Origin of the sequence: Pseudoalteromonas sp. SG43-5 (assembly GCF_014164345.1) — a bacterium.
GTDB lineage: Bacteria > Pseudomonadota > Gammaproteobacteria > Enterobacterales > Alteromonadaceae > Pseudoalteromonas > Pseudoalteromonas distincta.
The window spans coordinates 378,518-399,744 of the sequence record NZ_JACJFA010000001.1; the positions used below are offsets into that span (position 1 = coordinate 378,518).

Below are 21,227 nucleotides of genomic sequence, written 5' to 3' on the forward strand. Positions count from 1 at the left end.
TATAAATAAAGCTAAAAAGATAATAAAAACTATAAACGTGAAAATAATAAAATGGCTAACATTAGCTATTTGTTTTAGCTCTGCAACAATTAGCGCCAAGCAAATAGCAATAGTGATAGACGATATAGGCTATCATCAACGGGACTTAGAGTTCCTTTCCTTACCTGGGCAATTGTCGTATTCAATTTTGCCCCATACCCCTTATTCGCAAATTTTTGCAACACTTGCCAGTCAATCAAATAAAGAGTTATTGCTTCATGTACCTATGCAAGCACTTAACGGTAAAGAACTAGGGCCTGGTGCGCTTACTTTAAATATGAATAAAGAGCAGCTTCAGCAAACTCTTGGAACAGCTCTCGCTAGTTTACCGCAAGTTAAAGGCGTTAATAACCACATGGGCTCAGCGCTTACGCAAAAAAGCCAAGCTATGAAGTGGACAATGGAAGTACTTAAAAAGCGTCATTTATATTTTTTAGATAGTCGCACAACCGATTTGAGTCAGGCACAAAATGCCGCTAACTTTTTGGGTGTTGCTAATATTAGTCGCCAAGTGTTTTTAGACAACATAACTACACCAGAACAACTGCAGCTAAGGCTTGAAGAGTTAAAACAATTAGCCATTTCCCATAGCTTTGCCATTGCAATTGCTCATCCCTACCCTGAAACCATCGAATTTTTACGCCATGCCTTACCAGAGCTAACTAAGCAAGGTTTTGAACTCGTACCGGTTTCGCAATTAGTTGAACGTAAGTACATTCAGTTAGCGCATGCTGAGAGAAAGGGAGTGAGTGCTAGGTAATATAAGCTTTAAATAATGCTATATCCGAATAATAAACTAATACCAATTCGCTTAATTAAGTGGTCTATTTTGAGGGCGGAAAAACGTGTTGATAGCTAGGCAAAAAATTCACTATTCAGTTGTTCTAAATGAGACTTTTTTAACGCAGGTAGCGACACGTTTAGCCTCGCAAAATGATTAAGTATTATTGCGGATTGGTATAACCATTCGATAATGCAGAGTATCGGTATTACTTGATTAGATATTTTATCGTTGGGTTTCGCTTCGCTCAAACCAACCTACTCAAAAGCAAAAAGCCCCGCATTTTCATGCAGGGCTTTTTAAATTTTGCTGCTTGAGCAATATTAGCTCATAGCGCTTTGTAACTTTTTCATCGCTGTTTTTTCAAGCTGACGAACACGCTCAGCAGATACACTGTACTTTTGTGCAAGCTCCTGAAGGGTTGCTTTATCATCAGACAACCAACGTGCGCTAACAATATCTTGTGAACGTTCATCTAGTGTTTTAAGTGCGCTAAATAAACGAGTATGCGCTTGCTCTTTCCACTGCTCTTGTTCAACGTCGTCAGCTAAGTCTGCTGCGCCATCTGTTAAATACTGTACTGGAGAGTATGTACTTGTTGGTGCATCGTCGTTATCGTCACCAGTTAGGTCAAAGCCCATGTCTTGGCCGCTCATGCGCGATTCCATTTCACGTACTTCTTTTTCACTCACACCTAGCTCGCTAGCAACAGTGCTAACCTCAGCTTGGTTGAACCAGCCTAAACGCTTTTTGTTTTTACGAAGATTAAAAAACAATTTACGTTGCGCTTTAGTGGTTGCAACTTTAACTATGCGCCAGTTTTTAAGAACAAACTCGTGAATTTCGGCTTTAATCCAATGCACTGCAAACGACACTAAACGTACACCCACTGTAGGGTCAAAACGTTTAACCGCTTTCATCAGGCCTATATTACCTTCTTGAATAAGGTCAGCTTGTGGTAAGCCGTATCCCGAGTAGCTTTTAGCAATATGTGCTACAAAGCGTAAATGCGACATAATGAGTTGCTTGGCAGCACTAAGATCGCCTTCTTCCTGAAGTCTTTTAGCAAGTTCTTGCTCTTGTTCAACTTTAAGCATAGGAATAGTGCTTACCGCTTGAAGGTAACCGTCCATGCTTGCGCTTTGTTGTCCGACTGTAAGTGCCATTGCGTATAAATCTTTACTCATTTTTCACCTCGGTGATAAACATTTGAAACTATCTTAGCACTCTTTCTCTAAGAGTGCTAACCCCAATTTAAAACTTTTTAAAAGTATAAATCAAGCAGTTTTTAGTATGTGTTTAGTCTACTACAAGCGACTGAATAAGTGATGAATTGAGGGATTGCAGCCAATTAACCTAACCGCATCACCTTATTTACAACTCATTACTTTATGGGAGGATAGTACACAAATATGACAGTTTTAGTAACGGGAGGTACAACCCAGTCCGATACGATACGCATATCAAGCTGGGTTGGTTCACTTATAGTTTGCAGGGTTTTTTATACTTTATCGGGTTCTATTTCTTTAATATATCGATTTACAGAAAGGTACGAGCCTACAAATCCTAAGCTTGTTGCAAGTAACACTAAAAAGCCGAGTTCATTAAGCGATAATCCTATTAACGAAAAACTTGTTTGATACACCCCCGCTACACTGCTCACAGCGCTTGAAAGCCACCACATCATCAGTCCTACGCATATAAAGGCAAACAAACCACCTATTACACCATACCAAATACCGGTCCACAAAAATGGGGCATGTATAAAGGTGTTCGTTGCGCCTACTAGCTTCATTACTTGTATTTCTTCTTTTTTATCCATGATCGACAAACGAATGGTGTTACCAATAATAAGTGTCACTGAGGTAAGTAGTAATAATGCGATAGTTATTACACTTTCTTTGAGTAAATCTAGTAATGCATTTAAACGCTCTAACCAGGCTATATCGAGCTTACCAAAATCAACTTCACGTTCACTTTCTAATTTAGTTAGCAGTACTTTAGCTGCATTTGGATGTCTGTGACGTTTTGTTGGAGTAACGAGTACCACATCCGGTAATGGATTTTTATCTAAATACTCCAAAGCTTGCCCAAAGCCAGATACGTCTTTAAATTCTGTTAATGCCTGTTGTTTTGAAATAAACTCAACACTTTCCACTTCTGGGTAAAGTGCTAAACGCTTTACTAATGTTTGCGTTTCTTGCTCGTTCATACTTTCTTTTACAAACAACGATATTTCACTCGCCTCTTCAAAGCCACTACTCACTTGCTGTACGTTTTTAACGACTAAGTAAAGTGTTGCAGGTAACGTTAGGCTCAAACCAAGTACAGCGATAGTCATCATAGACGCAAGCGGCGTGCGCCACATTTCACCTAAGCTATGCACACCTTGGCGAAAAATATTAATAATAAAAAAATAACCGCCAGCTAATACTGATTTTTTTTGCTTGTCGTTACTATTTTGGCGACCTTTAAAAAGTAAACTCATAGTGCCCCCTCAGCAAGCGGGTCTTGAAGCATACGGCCATCTTTTAAGGTTAAGCTACGATACTTCATACGTGCAACCAAACCCAAATCATGCGTTGCGATAAGAACAGTGGTACCGTGTTTATTAAAGTCTTCAAACAACTTGAGTATTTCCATTGAAAGCTCTGGGTCAAGATTACCTGTTGGTTCATCAGCTAGTAAAATTGGTGGGGAGTTTACAATAGCTCTGGCAATACCAACACGTTGTTGTTCGCCTCCAGAGAGCATTGAAGGATGACATTTCACTTTGTCAATTAGGCCTACCTTGTCAAGGGCGCCATGGACCCGTTTAGCTATTTGCTTATGGTGAGTCCCCTCAATAATGAGAGGTAATGCCACGTTATCAAAAATAGTATAGCGCTCTAATAACCTATGATTTTGAAAAATAATACCTATATCACGACGAGCATAAGGAATTTGACGCGAGTTTACTTTGTTTAAATCAACACCGTTGATAAATACACTACCTGCTGAAGGACGTTCCATTAAGCTAATTAACTTAAGCAACGTACTTTTACCCGCACCACTGTGGCCAGTTAAAAAGGCAAGTTCACCCGGTTTAATATGAAAATTAACTTTTTCGAGGGCGCGGTGCCCTCCAGGATAGGTCTTACTTACTTGCTGAAAATTTATCATCTTTTTATTATGCCAACTCCATTAACACATTAATGAAATTAGTATTCCTCGCAATTAAAAAGGGAGCTAGCTCCCTTTTTTGGTAAATTAAACGTCGTCCTCATCTTGGCTAAATAACGCATCAATAAAATCATCGCTTTTAAAAGCGCGTAAATCATCAATACCTTCACCAACACCAATGTAACGAATTGGAATATTAAACTTATCTGCAACCGCAAAAATAACACCACCCTTTGCAGTTCCATCAAGTTTTGAAAGCGTAATACCAGTTAAACCAACACATTGATTAAACAGGTTTACTTGGCTAATTGCATTTTGCCCTGTGCCTGCATCGATAGTTAGCATCACTTCGTGCGGCGCATCAGGATCAATCTTTTTCATTACACGAGCTATCTTTTCAAGCTCTTGCATTAAATTATCTTTATTTTGCAAGCGCCCAGCTGTATCAGCAATTAACACATCTATATTACGTGCTTTAGCCGCTTGGAATGCATCAAACACAACTGATGCACTATCTGCACCTGTATGCTGTGCAATAACGGGAATGCTGTTACGTTCTCCCCAAACCTGAAGCTGCTCAACAGCTGCCGCTCTAAACGTATCACCAGCAGCCAGCATAACCGACTTACCTTCGTTTTGAAATTGCTTAGCCATTTTACCAATAGTCGTTGTTTTACCAACACCATTTACACCTACCATTAAAATAACAAACGGCTTTTTATCTTCGCTTATGACTAAAGGCTGTTCTGCCGTTTTAAGCATCGCAGCCATTTCTTGTTTCATTAACTCATAAAGCGCATCACCATCTTTTAACTGTTTACGGTTCGCTGCATCAGTTAAACGATCAATCAACTTCATGGTAGTATCAACGCCTAAATCGGCGGTGAGTAATTGAGTTTCAAGATCTTCAAATAATTCGTCGTCTATTTTTTTTCCACTAAAAATAGACGCAAAACCAGAACCTATATTAACGCGAGTCTTTAACAAGCCTTTTTTTAGACGAGAGAAAAACCCTTCTTTTTTTGGCTTTTCGGCTTTTTTAGCTTCTTCAATTGCAAGTTCTGCTGTGATACGTTCTTGTTCTAAACGCTCATTTTCTGCTTTTTCAGCTACAATACGTTCTTGCTCTAAACGCTCATTTTCTGCTTTTTCCGCCGCAAGGCGTTCTTGCTCTAAGCGTTCATTCTCTGCTTTTTCAGCTGCAAGGCGTTCTTGCTCTAAACGCTCATTCTCTGCTTTTTCAGCTGCAAGGCGCTCTTGCTCTAAACGCTCGTTTTCTGCTTTTTCAGCTGCAAGGCGTTCTTGCTCTAAGCGTTCATTCTCTGCTTTTTCAGCCGCAATGCGTTCTTGCTCTAAGCGTTCATTCTCTGCTTTTTCAGCCGCAATGCGTTCTTGCTCTAAACGTTCATTCTCTGCTTTTTCAGCTGCAATACGTACTTGCTCTAAGCGCTCATTTTCTGCTTTTTCAGCCGCAATGCGTTCTTGCTCTAAAAGCATCTGCGCTTCTTGTTCTGCTAAGCGCTTCGCTTGCTCTTGCCTTTGAGCTTCAGCATCCGCTTGTTCTTTTGCTAATAACTCAGCATTCGCTTGCTCGATTGCAAGCTTTTCGGCTTTGATCGCCTCATCTTGTTTTTCAAGGCGTATTTGCTCTAGTCGCTCAGCCTCTACTTTTTCTGCCGCTAATCGTTCTTGCTCTAAGCGCATCTCTTTTTCTTGATCGGCTAAACGTTGCGCATGTTCTTGTCTTTGCGCCTCGGCATCTGCTTGCTGTTTTGCAAGTAATTCAGCATTGGCCTGCTCAATGGCAATTTTTTCCGCGTTTTCAGCACGCTGGCGTTCTTGTTCTAAACGCTCTGTTTCAGCCTCTGCTTTTAACCGTTCAGCTTCAGCTTGCTCTTGCGCTAGTTTTTCTTGCTCTAGCTTCTGGGCCTCTTCTTGCGCTAATACTTGTTGTTTATCAGCTGCTGCTTTTTGCTCTGCTTCTTTTTTATCTGACTTGCCAAAACCGAGCCACGACATGAATTTACTTTTTTTTGTCATACTTGCTAATAACCACTTATAAAAATCTGATAAACTAAAATTTGAAATAGCTTGGCAATGCCCAGCAATAGTTGCTAATAAATACAACCATTCAAAACGTAAGTGTTTAATAGTAACACTTTTAATGCGGTTGAAAAATGAAGCTACACGTAATCGCCCATAATATTATCTGAGCTAGATACCATATACCATTTTTTAGTGAGCTAAATGAGAAAAAAAACAACGCAAAATAAAGCTGCTAACAAGCCCAGTGATGGCTTTATTAGAGTGATTAGTGGTCAATTTCGAGGCCGTAAACTCCCGGTTAAAAACGTAGAAGGCTTGAGACCTACTACCGATCGAATTAAAGAAACTGTATTTAATTGGCTAATGCAAGATACGCGTGACGCAAATGTACTTGATTGTTTTGCCGGTTCTGGTGGATTGGGATTTGAAGCGCTATCACGATATGCTAAAAGCGCTACATTTATCGAACTCGACTCATTAGCTGCTAAGCAATTAGGACAAAATATTAGCACTTTAAAGCTCGACAACGCATACGTTAAACATACTAATTCGCTCTCCTTTTTAGAGCAAAAAAACACAAACAAAGCCTTTAATCTTGTATTTGTTGACCCACCATTTCGTAAAGATTTAGCGCAAACAACCTGCGATTTATTAGAAAAAAACCAATGGTTAAGCAACGACGCATTAATTTATGTTGAAGTAGAGGCAGAGCTAGCCGCCTTAGAAAAACCAACCAACTGGTTGTTAATTAAAGAAAAAAAGGCGGGGCAAGTACTTTGCCAACTGTACCAGCGCCAAGCAAATTAATACTGTTTAACGTAATGCGTTTCTGTTAATATTGTCCTTTACATGTGGTGTTGCTTCGGATTACAATACCGCACCATTTTTGAACCACTTGATCAATGTTTGATCAACTTGAGCAACGCTCATAATTTAGGTAGGTGAATTTTTAATGCCAGTAATTAAAGTAAGAGAGAACGAACCGTTTGACGTAGCACTTCGTCGCTTCAAGCGTTCATGTGAAAAAGCAGGAATCCTTTCAGAAGTTCGTCGTCGCGAGCACTATGAAAAACCAACAGCTGAGCGTAAGCGTAAAAAAGCTGCTGCAGTTAAACGTCACATGAAAAAACTTTCTCGTGATAACGCTCGTCGCGTTAAATTATACTAATATATTAGGTCTTGTATAAATGAGCCTTTTAATAACGCTAAAAGATGCGCAAAAAGATGCGATGAGAGCTAAAGACAAGCAACGTCTTAACCCTATTCGTATGGTACTTGCTGCAATCAAGCAACGTGAAATTGACGAGCAAATAACGCTAGACGACGCAGGTATTACCTCCGTTATAGTGAAGCTTGTTAAACAACGTCGTGACTCTTACACTCAGTACAAAGATGCTGGGCGTGATGATTTAGCTGATATTGAAGCCAATGAAATAGTAGCGCTTGAAACTTTTTTACCTCAACAATTGAGTGAAGAAGAAATAATTGCTCTCATTGACGCGGCTATTGCTGATACTAATGCAGCAGGTATGCAAGACATGGGTAAAGTAATGGGTATAATCAAAAGCAAAGCTGAAGGTCGAGCCGATATGGGTAAGATTTCTGGTTTAATTAAGCAACGATTAACTGCCTAATACTCCCACATACATTAAAGTATGATTGAAGTAAACCGAGCCTAGCGCTCGGTTTCTTTGTTTTTAACTTTAATAAAAAGTACACCGATTAGGTTACTTTAAAATGAAATTTTTTATAGCTTCCCTATTTATTTCGCTGTCATTTTGGTAAGTTAAAGCACACTATATTTTGCATCAAGCAAGTATAAAAAAGTAAATTTCATATTCGTTCTTCTTCTTATTATTTCAGGACTGTATTTTACTAATGGCCGGAAAGATCCCACGTAACTTTATAGACGATTTACTTGCCAGAACCGATATTGTCGACCTGATAGACTCAAAAGTAGGTCTAAAAAAAGCAGGTAAGGATTATCAAGCTTGCTGCCCATTTCATAACGAAAAATCTCCCTCATTTACTGTATCGCAAGACAAACAGTTTTATCACTGCTTTGGGTGTGGCGCTAATGGTAATGCAATTTCGTTTGTAATGGAGTACGAAAAGCTAGAGTTTGTAGATGCTATTGAAGAAATAGCCAGCATGCTTAACTTAGAAGTACCTCGAGAACAAGGCGCAAATTCAGCACCAGAGCGTACGGCTGCGCAAAAGCGCTCCGATTACGACTTAATGCTTCATACTGCTCGCTTTTATCAGCACCAATTAAAACACCATAGTAATTCTGCTGCTGTTATTGAGTATGTTAAAGGCCGTGGTTTAAGCGGTGAAACTGTTAAAAAATTTATGATTGGCTACGCTCCCAGTGAATGGGATGGGCTATGCCTACAGCTTGGTCGTAATAAAGAACAAAAAGAGCAATTGGTTGAGCTAAAGCTAGCTTCAGAAAAAACACCAGGCAGACAATTTGACTTTTTTCGCGATCGCCTAATGTTCCCTATTCGCGATAAACGCGGACGCGTTATTGCATTTGGTGGGCGTGTAATGCAAGCCGACCAAGGGCCAAAATATCTAAACTCGCCAGAAACCCGAATTTTCCATAAAGGCTTTGAGCTTTATGGGCTTTACGAAGCAAAGCAAGCCCATAAAAAACTTGATCATGTAATGATTGTTGAAGGTTATATGGATGTTGTTGCCTTAGCTGAACAAGGGATTGAATATGCAGTTGCATCACTGGGGACAGCAACAACAAGCGAGCACATGCACACTTTATTTAGAACTACTGATAAAGTAATCTGTTGTTACGATGGCGACAGGGCTGGCCGTGACGCTGCTTGGCGGGCACTTGAAAATGCACTCCCTTATTTAAACGATGGTAAAGCACTACAATTTGCATTTTTACCAGATGGCGAAGACCCTGACTCGCTTGTACAAAAAGAAGGTAAGGAGCAATTCGAATTGCGCCTAAGCCAAGCAGATGACTTTACCAAAGTATTGTTTAATAAATTAAGCCAAGAGGTTGATTTAACACTCGATTCAGGAAAAGCTAAACTTCTTAGTGCAGCACTTCCACTAATTGAAAAAATTCCAAGTGAGTTTTATCAAGAAAACATTCTTGAACAATTAGGACGCTTAATTGGCAGAACGCGTGAGCAGTTGAATAGCCGTTTAAAAACGCCTAAACAACAACACTCTATTGAACGTAAATTTAAAATAACACCTATGCGCCAAGCTATCGGTATATTGATCCAGCACCCTAATTTAGCTAAAAGTGTGCCGTATTTACCTGAGCTTGCACAAATGAACATTGCTGGCATAGGGCTGTTATTACGATTACAAGAACAAGCTTTAGAAAAAGAAAATGTGACCACTGCGCAACTGCTCGAGTTTTTTCGAGGAACTGAAGATTACGAGCCATTAATCAAGCTTGCAACGTGGCAACATGAGATAAATGAAGAACGTTTAGAGACGGTTTTTAAAAATACTTTCAAGTTTATTGAAGATCAGTGTTTAAATTATCGACTCGAGACCCTATTAATAAAGGACAAGACACAAGGCCTTAGTAGCGATGAAAGGCTTGAGTGTCATTTGTTAATGACAGCGTTAAAAGCGACTAACAGTTAGGGTCTGTTTATCTTTCGAGGTTAAGTTTACAGCAGTGTGTTTGGTATTTAGACAAGACAGAGCTTATGTAGTGTGGTTATTCCACATAAATAGGCGATAACGCAGCATAAATACCAAACACGCGCTGCCCTTTGGGTTCGACCCAAGGGAGGTTTACTCTTTGTTGCTCGGTTTTTACTTAGCCCACTAGGTTACAAACCTCGCGCCGCGATTAAACCACCCTTGGATAGAACAAACTTTAATCCTGAAAGACCAACAGACCCTAGTCAAAATTGATTTAAACTGTTATACTGTGCTATTCACTGCGTCACATTATTCTAGTTAGCTTTAATGCAAACTACATGATGGCGCCTGTTGTATCAACTTATCAGAGTGGAAGAAACAATCTCTATGGATCCAACTCCTCAGTCACAATTAAAACTTCTGATTCAGAAAGGTAAAGAGCAAGGCTACTTAACTTTTGCAGAAGTAAATGATCACCTTCCACAAGACATTATAGACTCAGATCAAGTAGAAGATATCATAAGCATGATTAATGACATGGGTATCAAGGTTAGCGAAAACGCGCCTGATGCTGATGAATTAATGATGCAAGAAACAACGACAGACGAAGACGCAGCTGAAGCTGCCGCTGCAGCCCTTGCGACTGTAGAAAAAGAAATCGGCCGTACAACGGATCCAGTTCGCATGTACATGCGCGAAATGGGTACTGTTGAACTTCTTACACGTGAAGGCGAAATTGTAATCGCTAAACGTATTGAAGAAGGCATTAATCAAGTACAGATTTCTGTTGCTGAGTACCCTGAAGCAATCACTTACCTACTAGAGCAGTGGGATAAGTTTGAAGCTGAAGAAATGCGTTTAAGCGATATTATCGTTGGCTTTATCGATCCTAATGAAGATACAGCGCCAATTTCAGCAACTAACATCGGTTCAGAATTAAGTGCTAAGCAACTTGAGGACGACGATAAAGATGACAAAGATGATGCTGATAGCGATGATGAAGATGAAGAAGAGATAGACACAGGGCCAGATCCTGAAGAAGCTCGTATTCATTTTGAAAATTTACGTGATTTATATAATAAAGCACGTGATACGTTTGAAGCTAAAGGTCGTTCGCATCCTGAATCACAAGCAGCCATTTTTGAAATTGGTGAGCTTTTCAGAACATTTAAATTAATACCTAAACAGTTTGACCGCATGGTAAATAACATGCGTGAAATGATGGATCGTGTTCGTGTTCAAGAACGCCTAATCATGAAGCAAGCTGTTCAAATTGCTAAATTACCAAAGAAAACATTCGTTAAGCATTTTGCTAATAACGAAACTGACGCTTCTTGGGTTGATTTAGAAATTTCAGGTAACGAAAAGTATTCAGCTAAACTTGAAGAAGTTAAGCCAGAAATCATTCGTAGCATTAATAAATTATCTGTTATTGAACAAACAACAGGTTTAAGTATTGAGCGTATTAAAGACATCAACCGTCGAATGAGCATAGGTGAAGCGAAAGCACGCCGTGCGAAAAAAGAAATGGTTGAAGCTAACTTACGTCTTGTAATCTCAATTGCTAAAAAATACACAAACCGTGGCTTACAATTCTTAGATTTGATCCAAGAAGGTAACATTGGTCTGATGAAAGCGGTTGATAAGTTTGAATATCGCCGTGGTTATAAGTTCTCTACTTATGCTACGTGGTGGATACGTCAAGCAATCACACGCTCTATTGCTGACCAAGCAAGAACAATCCGTATCCCTGTGCATATGATTGAAACGATTAATAAACTTAACCGTATCTCTCGTCAAATGTTACAAGAAATGGGTCGTGAGCCAAATCCAGAAGAATTAGCAGAACGCATGATGATGCCTGAGGATAAAATCCGTAAGGTACTTAAGATTGCTAAAGAGCCAATTTCAATGGAAACACCAATCGGTGATGATGAAGATTCTCACTTAGGTGACTTTATCGAAGATACAACTATTGATTCGCCAATCGATTCGGCAACAATGGAATCTCTTCGTGGCGCAACTAACGATGTACTTGCAGGCTTAACAGCTCGTGAAGCTAAAGTACTACGTATGCGTTTTGGTATTGATATGAATACCGACCACACCTTAGAAGAAGTAGGTAAACAGTTTGACGTAACACGTGAGCGTATTCGTCAAATAGAAGCGAAAGCGCTGCGTAAATTACGCCACCCTTCTCGCTCAGATTTACTGAAAAGCTTTTTAGACGCTAAATAATTTTAGCGCTACTATATAAACTAAAAAGGCCGCTATAGCGGCCTTTTTTCTATTTGAAGGAAATAACCATGGCTTGGATCCAAATTCGTATTAATGCCAATGCTGCAACAGCTGATGCCGTAAGCGATCTATTAATGGAAGCGGGTAGCGCTTCAGTAACCTTTATTGACGCAAAAGACACCCCTATCTACGAGCCTAAAATTGGCACCGTTGTGTTCTGGGCTGATACCACAGTTATTGGCCTGTTCGAAGCTAATCATGATATGAACGCAGTCGTTGCGTTATTGAAGCGCCATGATGAGCTAAAAGACAATTTAGTATACAAAATCGAGCAACTTGAAGATAAAGACTGGGAACGTGAATGGATGGATAACTTCCACCCTATTCAATTTGGCGAAAAACTATGGATTTGCCCAAGCTGGCGCGACATTCCTGACCCTGATGCTGTAAATGTATTGCTAGACCCTGGCCTTGCTTTTGGCACGGGTACGCATGCAACAACGGCCTTGTGCCTTAAATGGTTAGAAAGCCAAGATCTGACGGGTAAAACGGTTGTTGATTTTGGTTGTGGCTCAGGCATTTTAGGTATTGCAGCTATAAAACTAGGTGCAGAGCGTATGATTGGGATAGATATTGACCCTCAAGCGCTTGAAGCTAGCCTTGATAACGCGAACCGAAATGGTGTTGCAGACAAACTCGAAGTATACCTTCCAGAAAACCAACCTGAGTTTAGTGCAGATATAGTAGTGGCCAATATTTTAGCCCAGCCACTTCGCGAATTACATAGTGTGATTTTAGGGTTATTAAAGCCAGGTGGTAAAATTGCCATGTCAGGTATTTTAGAAGAACAAGCGAAATCGGTTGCTGACATTTATGCACCGTTTATTGAACTAGATGACATTGCCGTTGAAGGTGATTGGACTCGAGTAAGTGGCACTAAAAAAGCGTAATAAATTGAACAATCAAATCTAGAGTATTAACTCAAAACATGCATGTAAAGCCTGTATTTAACAGGCTTTACTATTTTTTTACATATCAAAAAATTTTCTAGTTATCTTGTAAAAAATAAAATCTGTATGAATTTCAAACAAATCAACCTACTTGTCATGTGGTTATCAAATGTCAATACGAAAAGGGCAAAAAAAAGTTACTTTTGTTCAATTTATAGCCTTTGATTTTTGTGAAAAAAACCGTAAACTTAGCGCCCCTTGAAAAGAGGCCTATTGAATATAGTGCGTATCGGTAAATACCAACTTGAGAATAATGTAATTGTCGCGCCAATGGCAGGCATTACAGACAGACCATTTAGACAACTTTGTCGACGCTTAGGTGCGGGCTTAGCTGTGTCTGAAATGCTATCGTCAAATCCTAAGGTTTGGAAAACAGAAAAGTCGATGAACCGTATGGATCACAGCGGTGAGTCGGGTATACGCGCGGTGCAAATTGCAGGAGCAGATCCTGAGCTTATGGCGCAGGCCGCACAATTCAATGTTGCTAATGGTGCACAGATCATAGATATCAATATGGGGTGCCCAGCAAAAAAAGTGAACAAGAAACTCGCAGGCTCTGCCTTATTACAGTTTCCTGAACTTGTGGAAGAGATTATTGATGCAGTTGTTAATGCTGTTGATATACCTGTGACACTTAAAATCCGTACAGGATGGGATCCGGATAACCGTAATGGTGTAGAGATTGCGAGAATAGCTGAACGTTATGGCATTGCATCACTTGCTGTACATGGGCGTACGCGCGCATGTATGTACAAAGGTGATGCTGAGTACGCCACGATTAGGGATATAAAACGTTCAGTGTCGATTCCTGTTGTTGCCAATGGTGATATTACATCACCAGAAAAAGCAAAACAGGTTTTAGACTATACGGGTGCAGATGCCATTATGATTGGCCGAGCCGCCCAAGGTCGCCCTTGGATATTTAGGGAGATAGACCACTATTTGCGAACTGGGGAACATTTACAGCCACCTGCTATTGCAGAGGTGCGCAGTATATTAATGGAGCATTTAACAAACCTCCATATGTTTTACGGTGAGCCAATGGGAGCGCGAATTGCTCGCAAACATGTATCTTGGTATTTGCAAACCCATGACAGTGATGGTCAGTTTAGGCGAGTATTTAATGCGCTCGACAACCCACAGGCACAGGTCGTCGCATTAGAGCAATACTTTAAAACACTAGCAGCTAACTAAGAAAGAAAGAGACTTAATAATGTTCGAACAAAACGTGACTTCTCCATTTATCACTAACCCTCATGTTCAGTCACACGAGAAACCGCAGCCATTGCGTGATGCAGTAAAAAAAGCTGTTCACCACTATTTAAAGCAGCTTAACGGTCAAGATGTGCAAGACGTTTACGACCTTGTTCTTTCAGAGCTAGAAGCGCCATTACTTGAAGAAGTAATGACATATACACGTGGTAACCAAACTCGTGCAGCAATTTTACTAGGTATCAACCGTGGTACTTTACGTAAAAAGCTTAAAAAATACGGCATGAACTAATACCAATTATATTGAAAGCGTAAGTATTCTAACGAGCTAAACAAGCCCATAACGTCGTTAAAAGTTTTTTATGTAGAATAACTACACTGCAAAATTTTTGCCTTGTTATAGACTTGTTTTTCTATCGTTATTACTACTTACTAATCCAATACAACTGGTATTTTGCAAAAAAAGCACCTTAGGGTGCTTTTTTTATGCCTACAGTTTATTAACTAAATTGCAAAATGCTCACGCTTATTGAGCCTTTATAAGTCGTTTTTTGAGTAGTAATCAGTTAAAATGCCCGCTTCTAAGCTAGCTCATTAACTGAGGAAATCAAACTACAATGGATACTCATCGTCCCATTCGTCGCGCACTATTAAGTGTGTCTGATAAAACCGGTATTGTTGAATTTGCCCGCGCACTTGAAGCGCAAGGCGTTGATATTTTATCAACTGGCGGCACATGTAAACTACTTGCTGATAACGCCATAAAAGTGACTGAAGTATCAGATCACACAGGCCACCCTGAAATCATGGATGGTCGCGTAAAAACCCTTCACCCAAAAATTCACGGCGGCATATTAGCCCGTCGCGGACAAGATGAAAGCGTAATGGCAGATAACAACATTTCTGCTATCGACATAGTTGTAGTTAACTTATACCCCTTTGCGAATACAGTCGCTCAAGAAAACTGCAGCCTTGAAGATGCCATTGAAAATATTGATATTGGCGGCCCTACAATGGTTCGTGCAGCCGCTAAAAACCACAAAGATGTAACAATCGTGGTAAACGCGAGCGACTACGACCGTGTTATTAGCGAAATGCAAAACAACAATGGTTCAACAACGTACAAAACACGTTTTGATTTAGCGATTGCCGCCTACGAGCACACTGCACAATACGATGGCATGATTGCTAACTACTTCGGTAAAATGGTGCCTGATTACACCGAGGAAGCTGCTGTAGAGACTAAATTCCCACGTACTATCAATATGCAGTTCACTAAAAAGCAAGATATGCGTTACGGTGAAAACTCACATCAAGATGCTGCTTTTTATGTTGAAAATGACATTGCTGAAGCATCAGTTGCAACAGCAACTCAATTGCAAGGTAAGGCCCTTTCGTTTAACAACATTGCAGATACCGATGCAGCACTTGAATGTGTTAAAGAATTTGACGTACCTGCGTGCGTAATTGTAAAACATGCTAATCCGTGTGGTGTTTCAATTGGCGACAATATTCTACAAGCATACGAGCGCGCTTTTAAAACAGACCCTACATCAGCATTTGGTGGCATTATTGCCTTTAACCGAGAGCTAGATGCAGCAACTGCACAAGCAATTGTTGACCGTCAGTTTGTTGAAGTAATTATTGCACCTAGTATTTCGAGCGACGCTGCAAAAATTGTTGAAGCTAAAAAGAACGTGCGCCTATTAGAATGTGGACAGTGGACAGGTAAAGCAGCTGGCCAAGATATTAAACGCGTTAACGGCGGTATTTTAGTTCAAGACCGCGACTTAGGCATGGTAACGCAAGGCGACTTAAAAGTTGTTTCTAAGCGCCAGCCTTCTGAGCAAGAACTTAAAGATTTACTGTTTTGCTGGAAAGTAGCTAAATTTGTTAAATCAAACGCAATTGTTTATGCCCGTGACGGTATGACCATTGGTGTAGGCGCAGGCCAAATGAGCCGCGTATACTCAGCTAAAATTGCAGGTATAAAAGCCGCCGACGAAAACCTTGAAGTTAAAGGTTCAGTTATGGCGTCTGACGCATTCTTCCCATTCCGTGATGGCATTGACGCAGCCGCAGCCGCTGGCATTACTGCGGTAATTCAGCCTGGTGGCTCAATGCGTGATGAAGAAGTGATTGCAGCTGCTGATGAAGCTGGCATGGCAATGGTACTAACTGGTATGCGCCATTTCCGCCACTAATCACACAAAGGGTTAAACGTTGGTTTAACCCTTTTTGTTTGCTATAAATTCACGTATTCTGATTATTCAATAACCTATTTAAAATTATAATGTGAAGGAACAAACAATGAAATTTGCGCTAAAATCGCTACTTGTAGCCACACTAACAATGACATCGACTATGGCGCTTAGCCATAACCACGAATCAAGCCTTGAACATGCACTTCAATCAAGCGAACGCAATGCTAAAAACAGCGCTCGTGATGAATATCGTCACCCAGCTCAAACACTTGCATTTTTTGGCTTTAAACCAACCATGACAGTTGTTGAAATTGCACCCGGTGGTGGTTGGTATAGTGAAATTTTAGCGCCAGCATTAAAAGAGCAAGGCACTTATTATGCCGCGCATTTTCCTGCTGATTCATCAGTTGGCTACTACCAACGCTCTCTTGCAGGCTTTAAACAAAAAGTAGCTGAAGATAAGCGCTTTAGTAGCGTTAAAATTACTGAGTTTGCACCTGTAACACATTTAGATATTGCGCCAGCTGGCAGTGCCGATATGGTTTTAACATTTCGTAATGTACATAACTGGTATATGGGCAAAGATAAAAGCGGTGCATTAAGTGCATTCCAAGCTTTTTATAAAGCCCTTAAACCAGGTGGTACATTAGGTTTAGTTGAACACCGTTTAGCTGAAGAGCGTGCTGATGAAGATCAAAAAACATCAGGTTATATGAAGCAGAGCTACGTAGTAGACCTTGCTGAACAAGCTGGGTTTGAATTAGTAGCAAGCAGTGAAATAAATGCAAATCCAAAAGATACAGCCGATCACCCTAAAGGTGTATGGACGCTACCACCAAGCTTAAGACTCGGCGAACAAGATGCTGACAAATATAAAGCCATTGGTGAAAGCGACCGCATGACGCTGAAATTTAAGAAACCGCTTTAAATAGGAATTTTCGCCATGAATGTTTTAGTCATTGGCAGCGGCGGCCGCGAACACGCACTTGCGTTTAAAGCCGCTCAAAACACCAAAGTAAATACTGTATTTGTAGCCCCTGGTAATGCAGGTACTGCACTTGAACCAAAACTTGAAAACGTAGCAATAAACGTTGACGACTTAGATGGTTTACTTAGTTTTGCACAGCAAAATAAGGTAGAGCTTACTATTGTAGGTCCAGAAATACCGTTAGTACTGGGTGTTGTTGATAAGTTTCGTGAACATAACATGGCTATTTTTGGACCAACGGCGGGCGCAGCTCAGCTTGAAGGTTCGAAATCGTTTACTAAAGACTTTTTAGCACGTCATAAAATCCCAACGGGCGACTACCAAACGTTTGAACAAATTGAGCCTGCCCTTGCTTATTTAAAAGAGAAAGGCGCGCCAATTGTTGTAAAAGCAGATGGTTTGGCTGCGGGTAAAGGCGTAATTGTAGCCATGACGGAGGCCGATGCCGAAGAAGCTATTCGCGATATGCTTGCGGGTAATGCTTTTGGCGATGCGGGAAGTCGTGTTGTTATTGAAGAGTTTTTAGACGGTGAAGAAGCGTCTTTCATCGTAATGGTTGATGGTAAAAACGTATTACCATTTGCAACCAGCCAAGATCATAAACGCGCTTACAATGGCGATGCGGGTCCTAACACGGGTGGCATGGGTGCATACTCACCTGCGCCAGTTGTTACTGATGAAATCCACCAGCGTATTATGAACGAAGTGATCTACCCTACGGTAGAAGGCATGGCAAGCGAAGGCCATCCGTACACCGGCTTTTTATATGCAGGTTTAATGATTGACGAAACAGGTACCCCTAAAGTAATTGAGTATAACTGTCGCTTTGGCGACCCTGAAACTCAACCAATGATGCTACGTTTGCAATCAGATTTGGTTGAATTGATTGAAGCTGCTAACCGTGTAGAACTTGATAAAACAACAATTGAGTTTGACCCACGCGCAGCCGTTGGTGTTGTACTTGCCGCTAAAGGCTACCCTGGTGATTACCCTAAAGGTGACGCTATTTCGGGGCTAAAAGTGGATTACCCTGCAGGTGAAAAAGTGTTTCATGCGGGTACTAAACAAAGTGGCAATGACGTTGTAACCGCAGGCGGTCGCGTATTATGCGCAACAGCACTTGGTAACACTGTTACGCAAGCGCAGCAACGCGCCTATGAGCTTGTTAAACAAATTAGCTGGGATGGTATGGAATATCGTACAGATATAGCTTACCGTGCTATTGCACGCGAGCAATAGCCTATAATACCTATTCATTGGTATAACCAATTAATTTAACTAAAAAAGCGCAGTTTCCCTGCGCTTTTTTAGTGCTACACTAATTAAAAGGTTTTTTAAAAGTAAATTAACGTTGGAACTAAGAACTTTACGTTACCATGCAATTGCTGTTGCCATACTGATTTTTATATTTTTTATAATCAGTACATTGGCATCAAACTTAGTCGTGCCTACACGATATACAATTGATAAAACGGCTCCAATGTACCTCGATTACGCCTACTATATTGACGAAACCAAAACTAAAAAATTCGATACCATCATTAACCAACCTGAATTACTTACTCATCAACCATTTTCAGATGTTCCATGGAGCTTTAGCCAACAAAATTATTGGTTGTTTCTTGATTTAGAAAATAAAAGTATTAACAAGCAAAATGTTGTAGCACATTTTGACAACCCTATGGTCGATCACCTTACGGTTTATCGCCTCGATAAAAATAACAAACTAATTGAAACATACAAGCTCGGCGATAAAGAAGAAGCCCTCTCTTTGTTTGAATACAGCGTACCGCATATTCGCTTTTTAGTAGAAAGAAAATCATCACAACGCCTAGTAATAAAAATAGACACAATAGGCATAAGTAAAACACCTGTAAACTTGTATCGTGATAAAGAGTTTATTGACTTAGTGCGCTCTCAAACTGGGATATGGGGTATTTTTGTAGGCGTGCTATTGATGGCTGCGCTTTACAACTTGGTGCTTTATTTTGGTATAAAAGACCGTGTTTATTTAATTTATATTGGCTACATCGTCAGCGCTATTACACTAATGGGTGCAGTACTGGGCTTTGGTTTTTATTTATGGCCTAAGCAATGGCAGCTCTTTATTCACGAACAAATTGTGTTTAGTAATTATGGGGTCGCCTTTTTCACCCTTGCTTTTTGCACCATGTTTTTGCGCTATCATAAAGATAAATGTTGGCGTTACAAAATGAGTATAGCTCTACTTTGGCTTATGTTTACTCTTGCTGTATGTAGCTTGTTTATTCCTGAAAATATAGCGGCTCCTATATTTTTTGGTGTAATGGTACTGCTTTATATTACTTGTATTATTTTAATATATAACAAGTTACGCAGTGGTTTTAGGTGGGCTAAGTTTTATGTTTTATCATGGATACCGCTAATTTTTGGTGCGGCAATTCAACCTATGGAACTCACTGGTGTTTTACCGTATACCTTTGCAACCCGCCATGCCTTTTTAGTCGCTATTTTGTGCGAAGTTATTTTAATGGCGATGGCATTAGCAGACAGGGTAAGGTATCAGCGAGAACGTGCGCTTTACCATGCCACGCATACACAACAAACACGATTACTTAATAGCTCCAAGCTAAAACAAGCATTTATGGCACTACAGAGCCAAAATCGCTCAACAACGTTGTGTTTAATAAAAATACGTCACTTTAATTCACTCAATACGATTATTACCTCTTCTCAGGGCTACACACTTATAAAGCATATAGCCAAAGAGCTTGAATTAGAACTCAGCCATGAACGTGAATTTACAAACCTCGAAACAGATTTAAACACCAGTCCTCGCTTAGCCGATTTAAGCAGTGGTGTATTTGCCTGTATTTCTACAAAAACACAAAACCAAGAAATGCTAGAAGCACTACTGACTAAAATAATTAGTAGTCTACCAAAACAATATGAAATTAAAGGGCTAAACCTGCAGCTTAGTTACAGTATAGGTATTAGTAGTGCAGGCAAGACTAACGACTTTGAATATTGGTTAAAGCGTGGTTATTTAGCGCTTAAAAAAGCAAAAGGTAGCGTTAATCAAGTTGGGTCATCGTCAAACGGTAATAATCTGATGATGGACGTTGCTCTAGCCGCTAAGCTGCAACAAGCAATCAAAACAAATCAACTGGCGCTTTATTACCAACCTCAAATAAACTTATTAAGTAACCACGTAAGTGGTGCTGAAGCTTTATTACGTTGGCCCGACCCAACTTACAGCAACTTATCAATTGAAGAGCTAATAATACTTGCTGAACACACAGGTATTATTAACGAGCTAACACTGTGGGTAATAGAGCAAGCTTGTAAAGACATAGTTGAGCTTACTAAAAATGGCTATAACGAGCACACAATTAGCGTAAATTTAAGTGCTAAAAACTTAACCATAAATAATTTAGCCGAAAAAGTAGAAAATATTTTAATTAAATACCAAGTGCCGGCACACTTACTTAAATTTGAACTAACCGAATCGGCCTTCGTAGATAGTCAAGATGCACTTATAAAGTTAGTTGATGAGTTAACCGCATTAGGTATTAAAGTGGTACTGGATGACTTTGGGACAGGCTACGCGTCACTTAGCTACTTAGTTAATTATCACTTTAGTGAGCTTAAAATAGATAAGTCATTTGTTTTTGATTTGCCTAACAACCCAACTCACCAAGTTATTGTACAAACAGCCATTGATATGGCGCATAACCTCAATTTATCAATAACAATTGAGGGGGTAGAAACCCAAGAAATCCATCACTTGCTCAAAGATATGAACGCTGATTCCGCCCAAGGTTATTTATACGCAAAAGCACTGCCTTACACCGACTATTTACACTTCTTAAAAAGCCAATATAGCTTAAAAATGTTAGACTCCTCTTTTTAACATCTTTAGGGGCCAAGTAAAG

Annotated in this window: 17 protein-coding genes; 13 read left to right on the forward strand and 4 right to left on the reverse strand. The window is 40.0% G+C overall.

Going from position 1 to position 21,227, the window contains the following annotated elements; all coding sequences use genetic code 11:
- Positions 1-37 precede the first annotated feature (37 nt).
- Positions 38-799 carry a divergent polysaccharide deacetylase family protein gene (locus tag H5161_RS01720; RefSeq protein ID WP_182720031.1) on the forward strand — a complete coding sequence of 254 codons (762 nt, stop codon included), beginning with the start codon at positions 38-40 and terminating at the stop codon, positions 797-799.
- A gap of 344 nt (positions 800-1,143) precedes the next feature.
- Here H5161_RS01720 and rpoH read toward each other — a convergent pair whose 3' ends face one another.
- The 4 genes from rpoH to ftsY form a co-directional block, all read right to left on the reverse strand.
- Entirely contained in the window at positions 1,144-2,007 is an 864-nt protein-coding gene (gene rpoH, locus H5161_RS01725) for an RNA polymerase sigma factor RpoH (RefSeq protein ID WP_002957791.1), read from the reverse strand.
- A gap of 314 nt (positions 2,008-2,321) precedes the next feature.
- On the reverse strand, positions 2,322-3,308 hold the full coding sequence (ftsX, locus tag H5161_RS01730; RefSeq protein WP_002957792.1) for a permease-like cell division protein FtsX: 987 nt from the start codon (positions 3,306-3,308) through the stop codon (positions 2,322-2,324).
- Complete coding sequence (gene ftsE / locus H5161_RS01735; RefSeq protein ID WP_002957793.1) at positions 3,305-3,982, reverse strand: cell division ATP-binding protein FtsE; 678 nt, start codon at positions 3,980-3,982, stop codon at positions 3,305-3,307. The genes ftsX and ftsE overlap by 4 nt, the downstream gene beginning before the upstream one ends.
- An 87-nt stretch (positions 3,983-4,069) precedes the next feature.
- Positions 4,070-6,022, reverse strand: coding sequence for a signal recognition particle-docking protein FtsY (gene ftsY, locus H5161_RS01740; protein WP_182768561.1), 1,953 nt, complete (start codon positions 6,020-6,022; stop codon positions 4,070-4,072).
- 207 nt (positions 6,023-6,229) lie between these two features.
- Between ftsY and rsmD the strand changes: the two genes are divergently transcribed.
- The 12 genes from rsmD to H5161_RS01800 all read left to right on the forward strand — a co-directional run bounded on the left by rsmD (position 6,230) and on the right by H5161_RS01800 (position 21,205).
- Positions 6,230-6,835 (forward strand): 16S rRNA (guanine(966)-N(2))-methyltransferase RsmD, encoded by a 606-nt coding sequence (gene rsmD / locus H5161_RS01745; protein ID WP_182768562.1) that lies wholly within the window; start codon positions 6,230-6,232, stop codon positions 6,833-6,835.
- A gap of 145 nt (positions 6,836-6,980) precedes the next feature.
- Entirely contained in the window at positions 6,981-7,196 is a 216-nt protein-coding gene (gene rpsU, locus H5161_RS01750; protein WP_002957797.1) for a 30S ribosomal protein S21, read from the forward strand.
- A gap of 19 nt (positions 7,197-7,215) precedes the next feature.
- A complete protein-coding gene (locus H5161_RS01755; protein ID WP_007376027.1) occupies positions 7,216-7,662 on the forward strand; it encodes a GatB/YqeY domain-containing protein in 447 nt (148 codons plus the stop codon).
- A gap of 244 nt (positions 7,663-7,906) precedes the next feature.
- Complete coding sequence (dnaG, locus tag H5161_RS01760) at positions 7,907-9,658, forward strand: DNA primase (RefSeq protein ID WP_165744708.1); 1,752 nt, start codon at positions 7,907-7,909, stop codon at positions 9,656-9,658.
- A 390-nt stretch (positions 9,659-10,048) separates the two neighbouring features.
- The gene (gene rpoD, locus H5161_RS01765) at positions 10,049-11,899 is read left to right on the forward strand and encodes an RNA polymerase sigma factor RpoD (RefSeq protein ID WP_002957800.1); all 1,851 of its coding nucleotides are present in this window, start codon (positions 10,049-10,051) and stop codon (positions 11,897-11,899) included.
- 68 nt (positions 11,900-11,967) lie between these two features.
- Positions 11,968-12,849, forward strand: a complete 882-nt coding sequence (gene prmA, locus H5161_RS01770; RefSeq protein WP_182715879.1) for a 50S ribosomal protein L11 methyltransferase — start codon at positions 11,968-11,970, stop codon at positions 12,847-12,849.
- A 282-nt stretch (positions 12,850-13,131) separates the two neighbouring features.
- Positions 13,132-14,103 carry a tRNA dihydrouridine synthase DusB gene (gene dusB / locus H5161_RS01775; protein ID WP_024603689.1) on the forward strand — a complete coding sequence of 324 codons (972 nt, stop codon included), beginning with the start codon at positions 13,132-13,134 and terminating at the stop codon, positions 14,101-14,103.
- A gap of 19 nt (positions 14,104-14,122) precedes the next feature.
- Positions 14,123-14,413, forward strand: coding sequence for a DNA-binding transcriptional regulator Fis (fis, locus tag H5161_RS01780; protein ID WP_002957804.1), 291 nt, complete (start codon positions 14,123-14,125; stop codon positions 14,411-14,413).
- Positions 14,414-14,738: 325 nt separating this feature from the next.
- Entirely contained in the window at positions 14,739-16,325 is a 1,587-nt protein-coding gene (purH, locus tag H5161_RS01785; protein ID WP_024603688.1) for a bifunctional phosphoribosylaminoimidazolecarboxamide formyltransferase/IMP cyclohydrolase, read from the forward strand.
- 106 nt (positions 16,326-16,431) lie between these two features.
- A complete protein-coding gene (locus H5161_RS01790) occupies positions 16,432-17,253 on the forward strand; it encodes a class I SAM-dependent methyltransferase (protein WP_024597551.1) in 822 nt (273 codons plus the stop codon).
- A gap of 15 nt (positions 17,254-17,268) precedes the next feature.
- A complete protein-coding gene (gene purD, locus H5161_RS01795; protein WP_138489712.1) occupies positions 17,269-18,552 on the forward strand; it encodes a phosphoribosylamine--glycine ligase in 1,284 nt (427 codons plus the stop codon).
- A 112-nt stretch (positions 18,553-18,664) separates the two neighbouring features.
- Positions 18,665-21,205 carry an EAL domain-containing protein gene (locus H5161_RS01800; RefSeq protein ID WP_182768563.1) on the forward strand — a complete coding sequence of 847 codons (2,541 nt, stop codon included), beginning with the start codon at positions 18,665-18,667 and terminating at the stop codon, positions 21,203-21,205.
- Positions 21,206-21,227 lie beyond the last annotated feature (22 nt).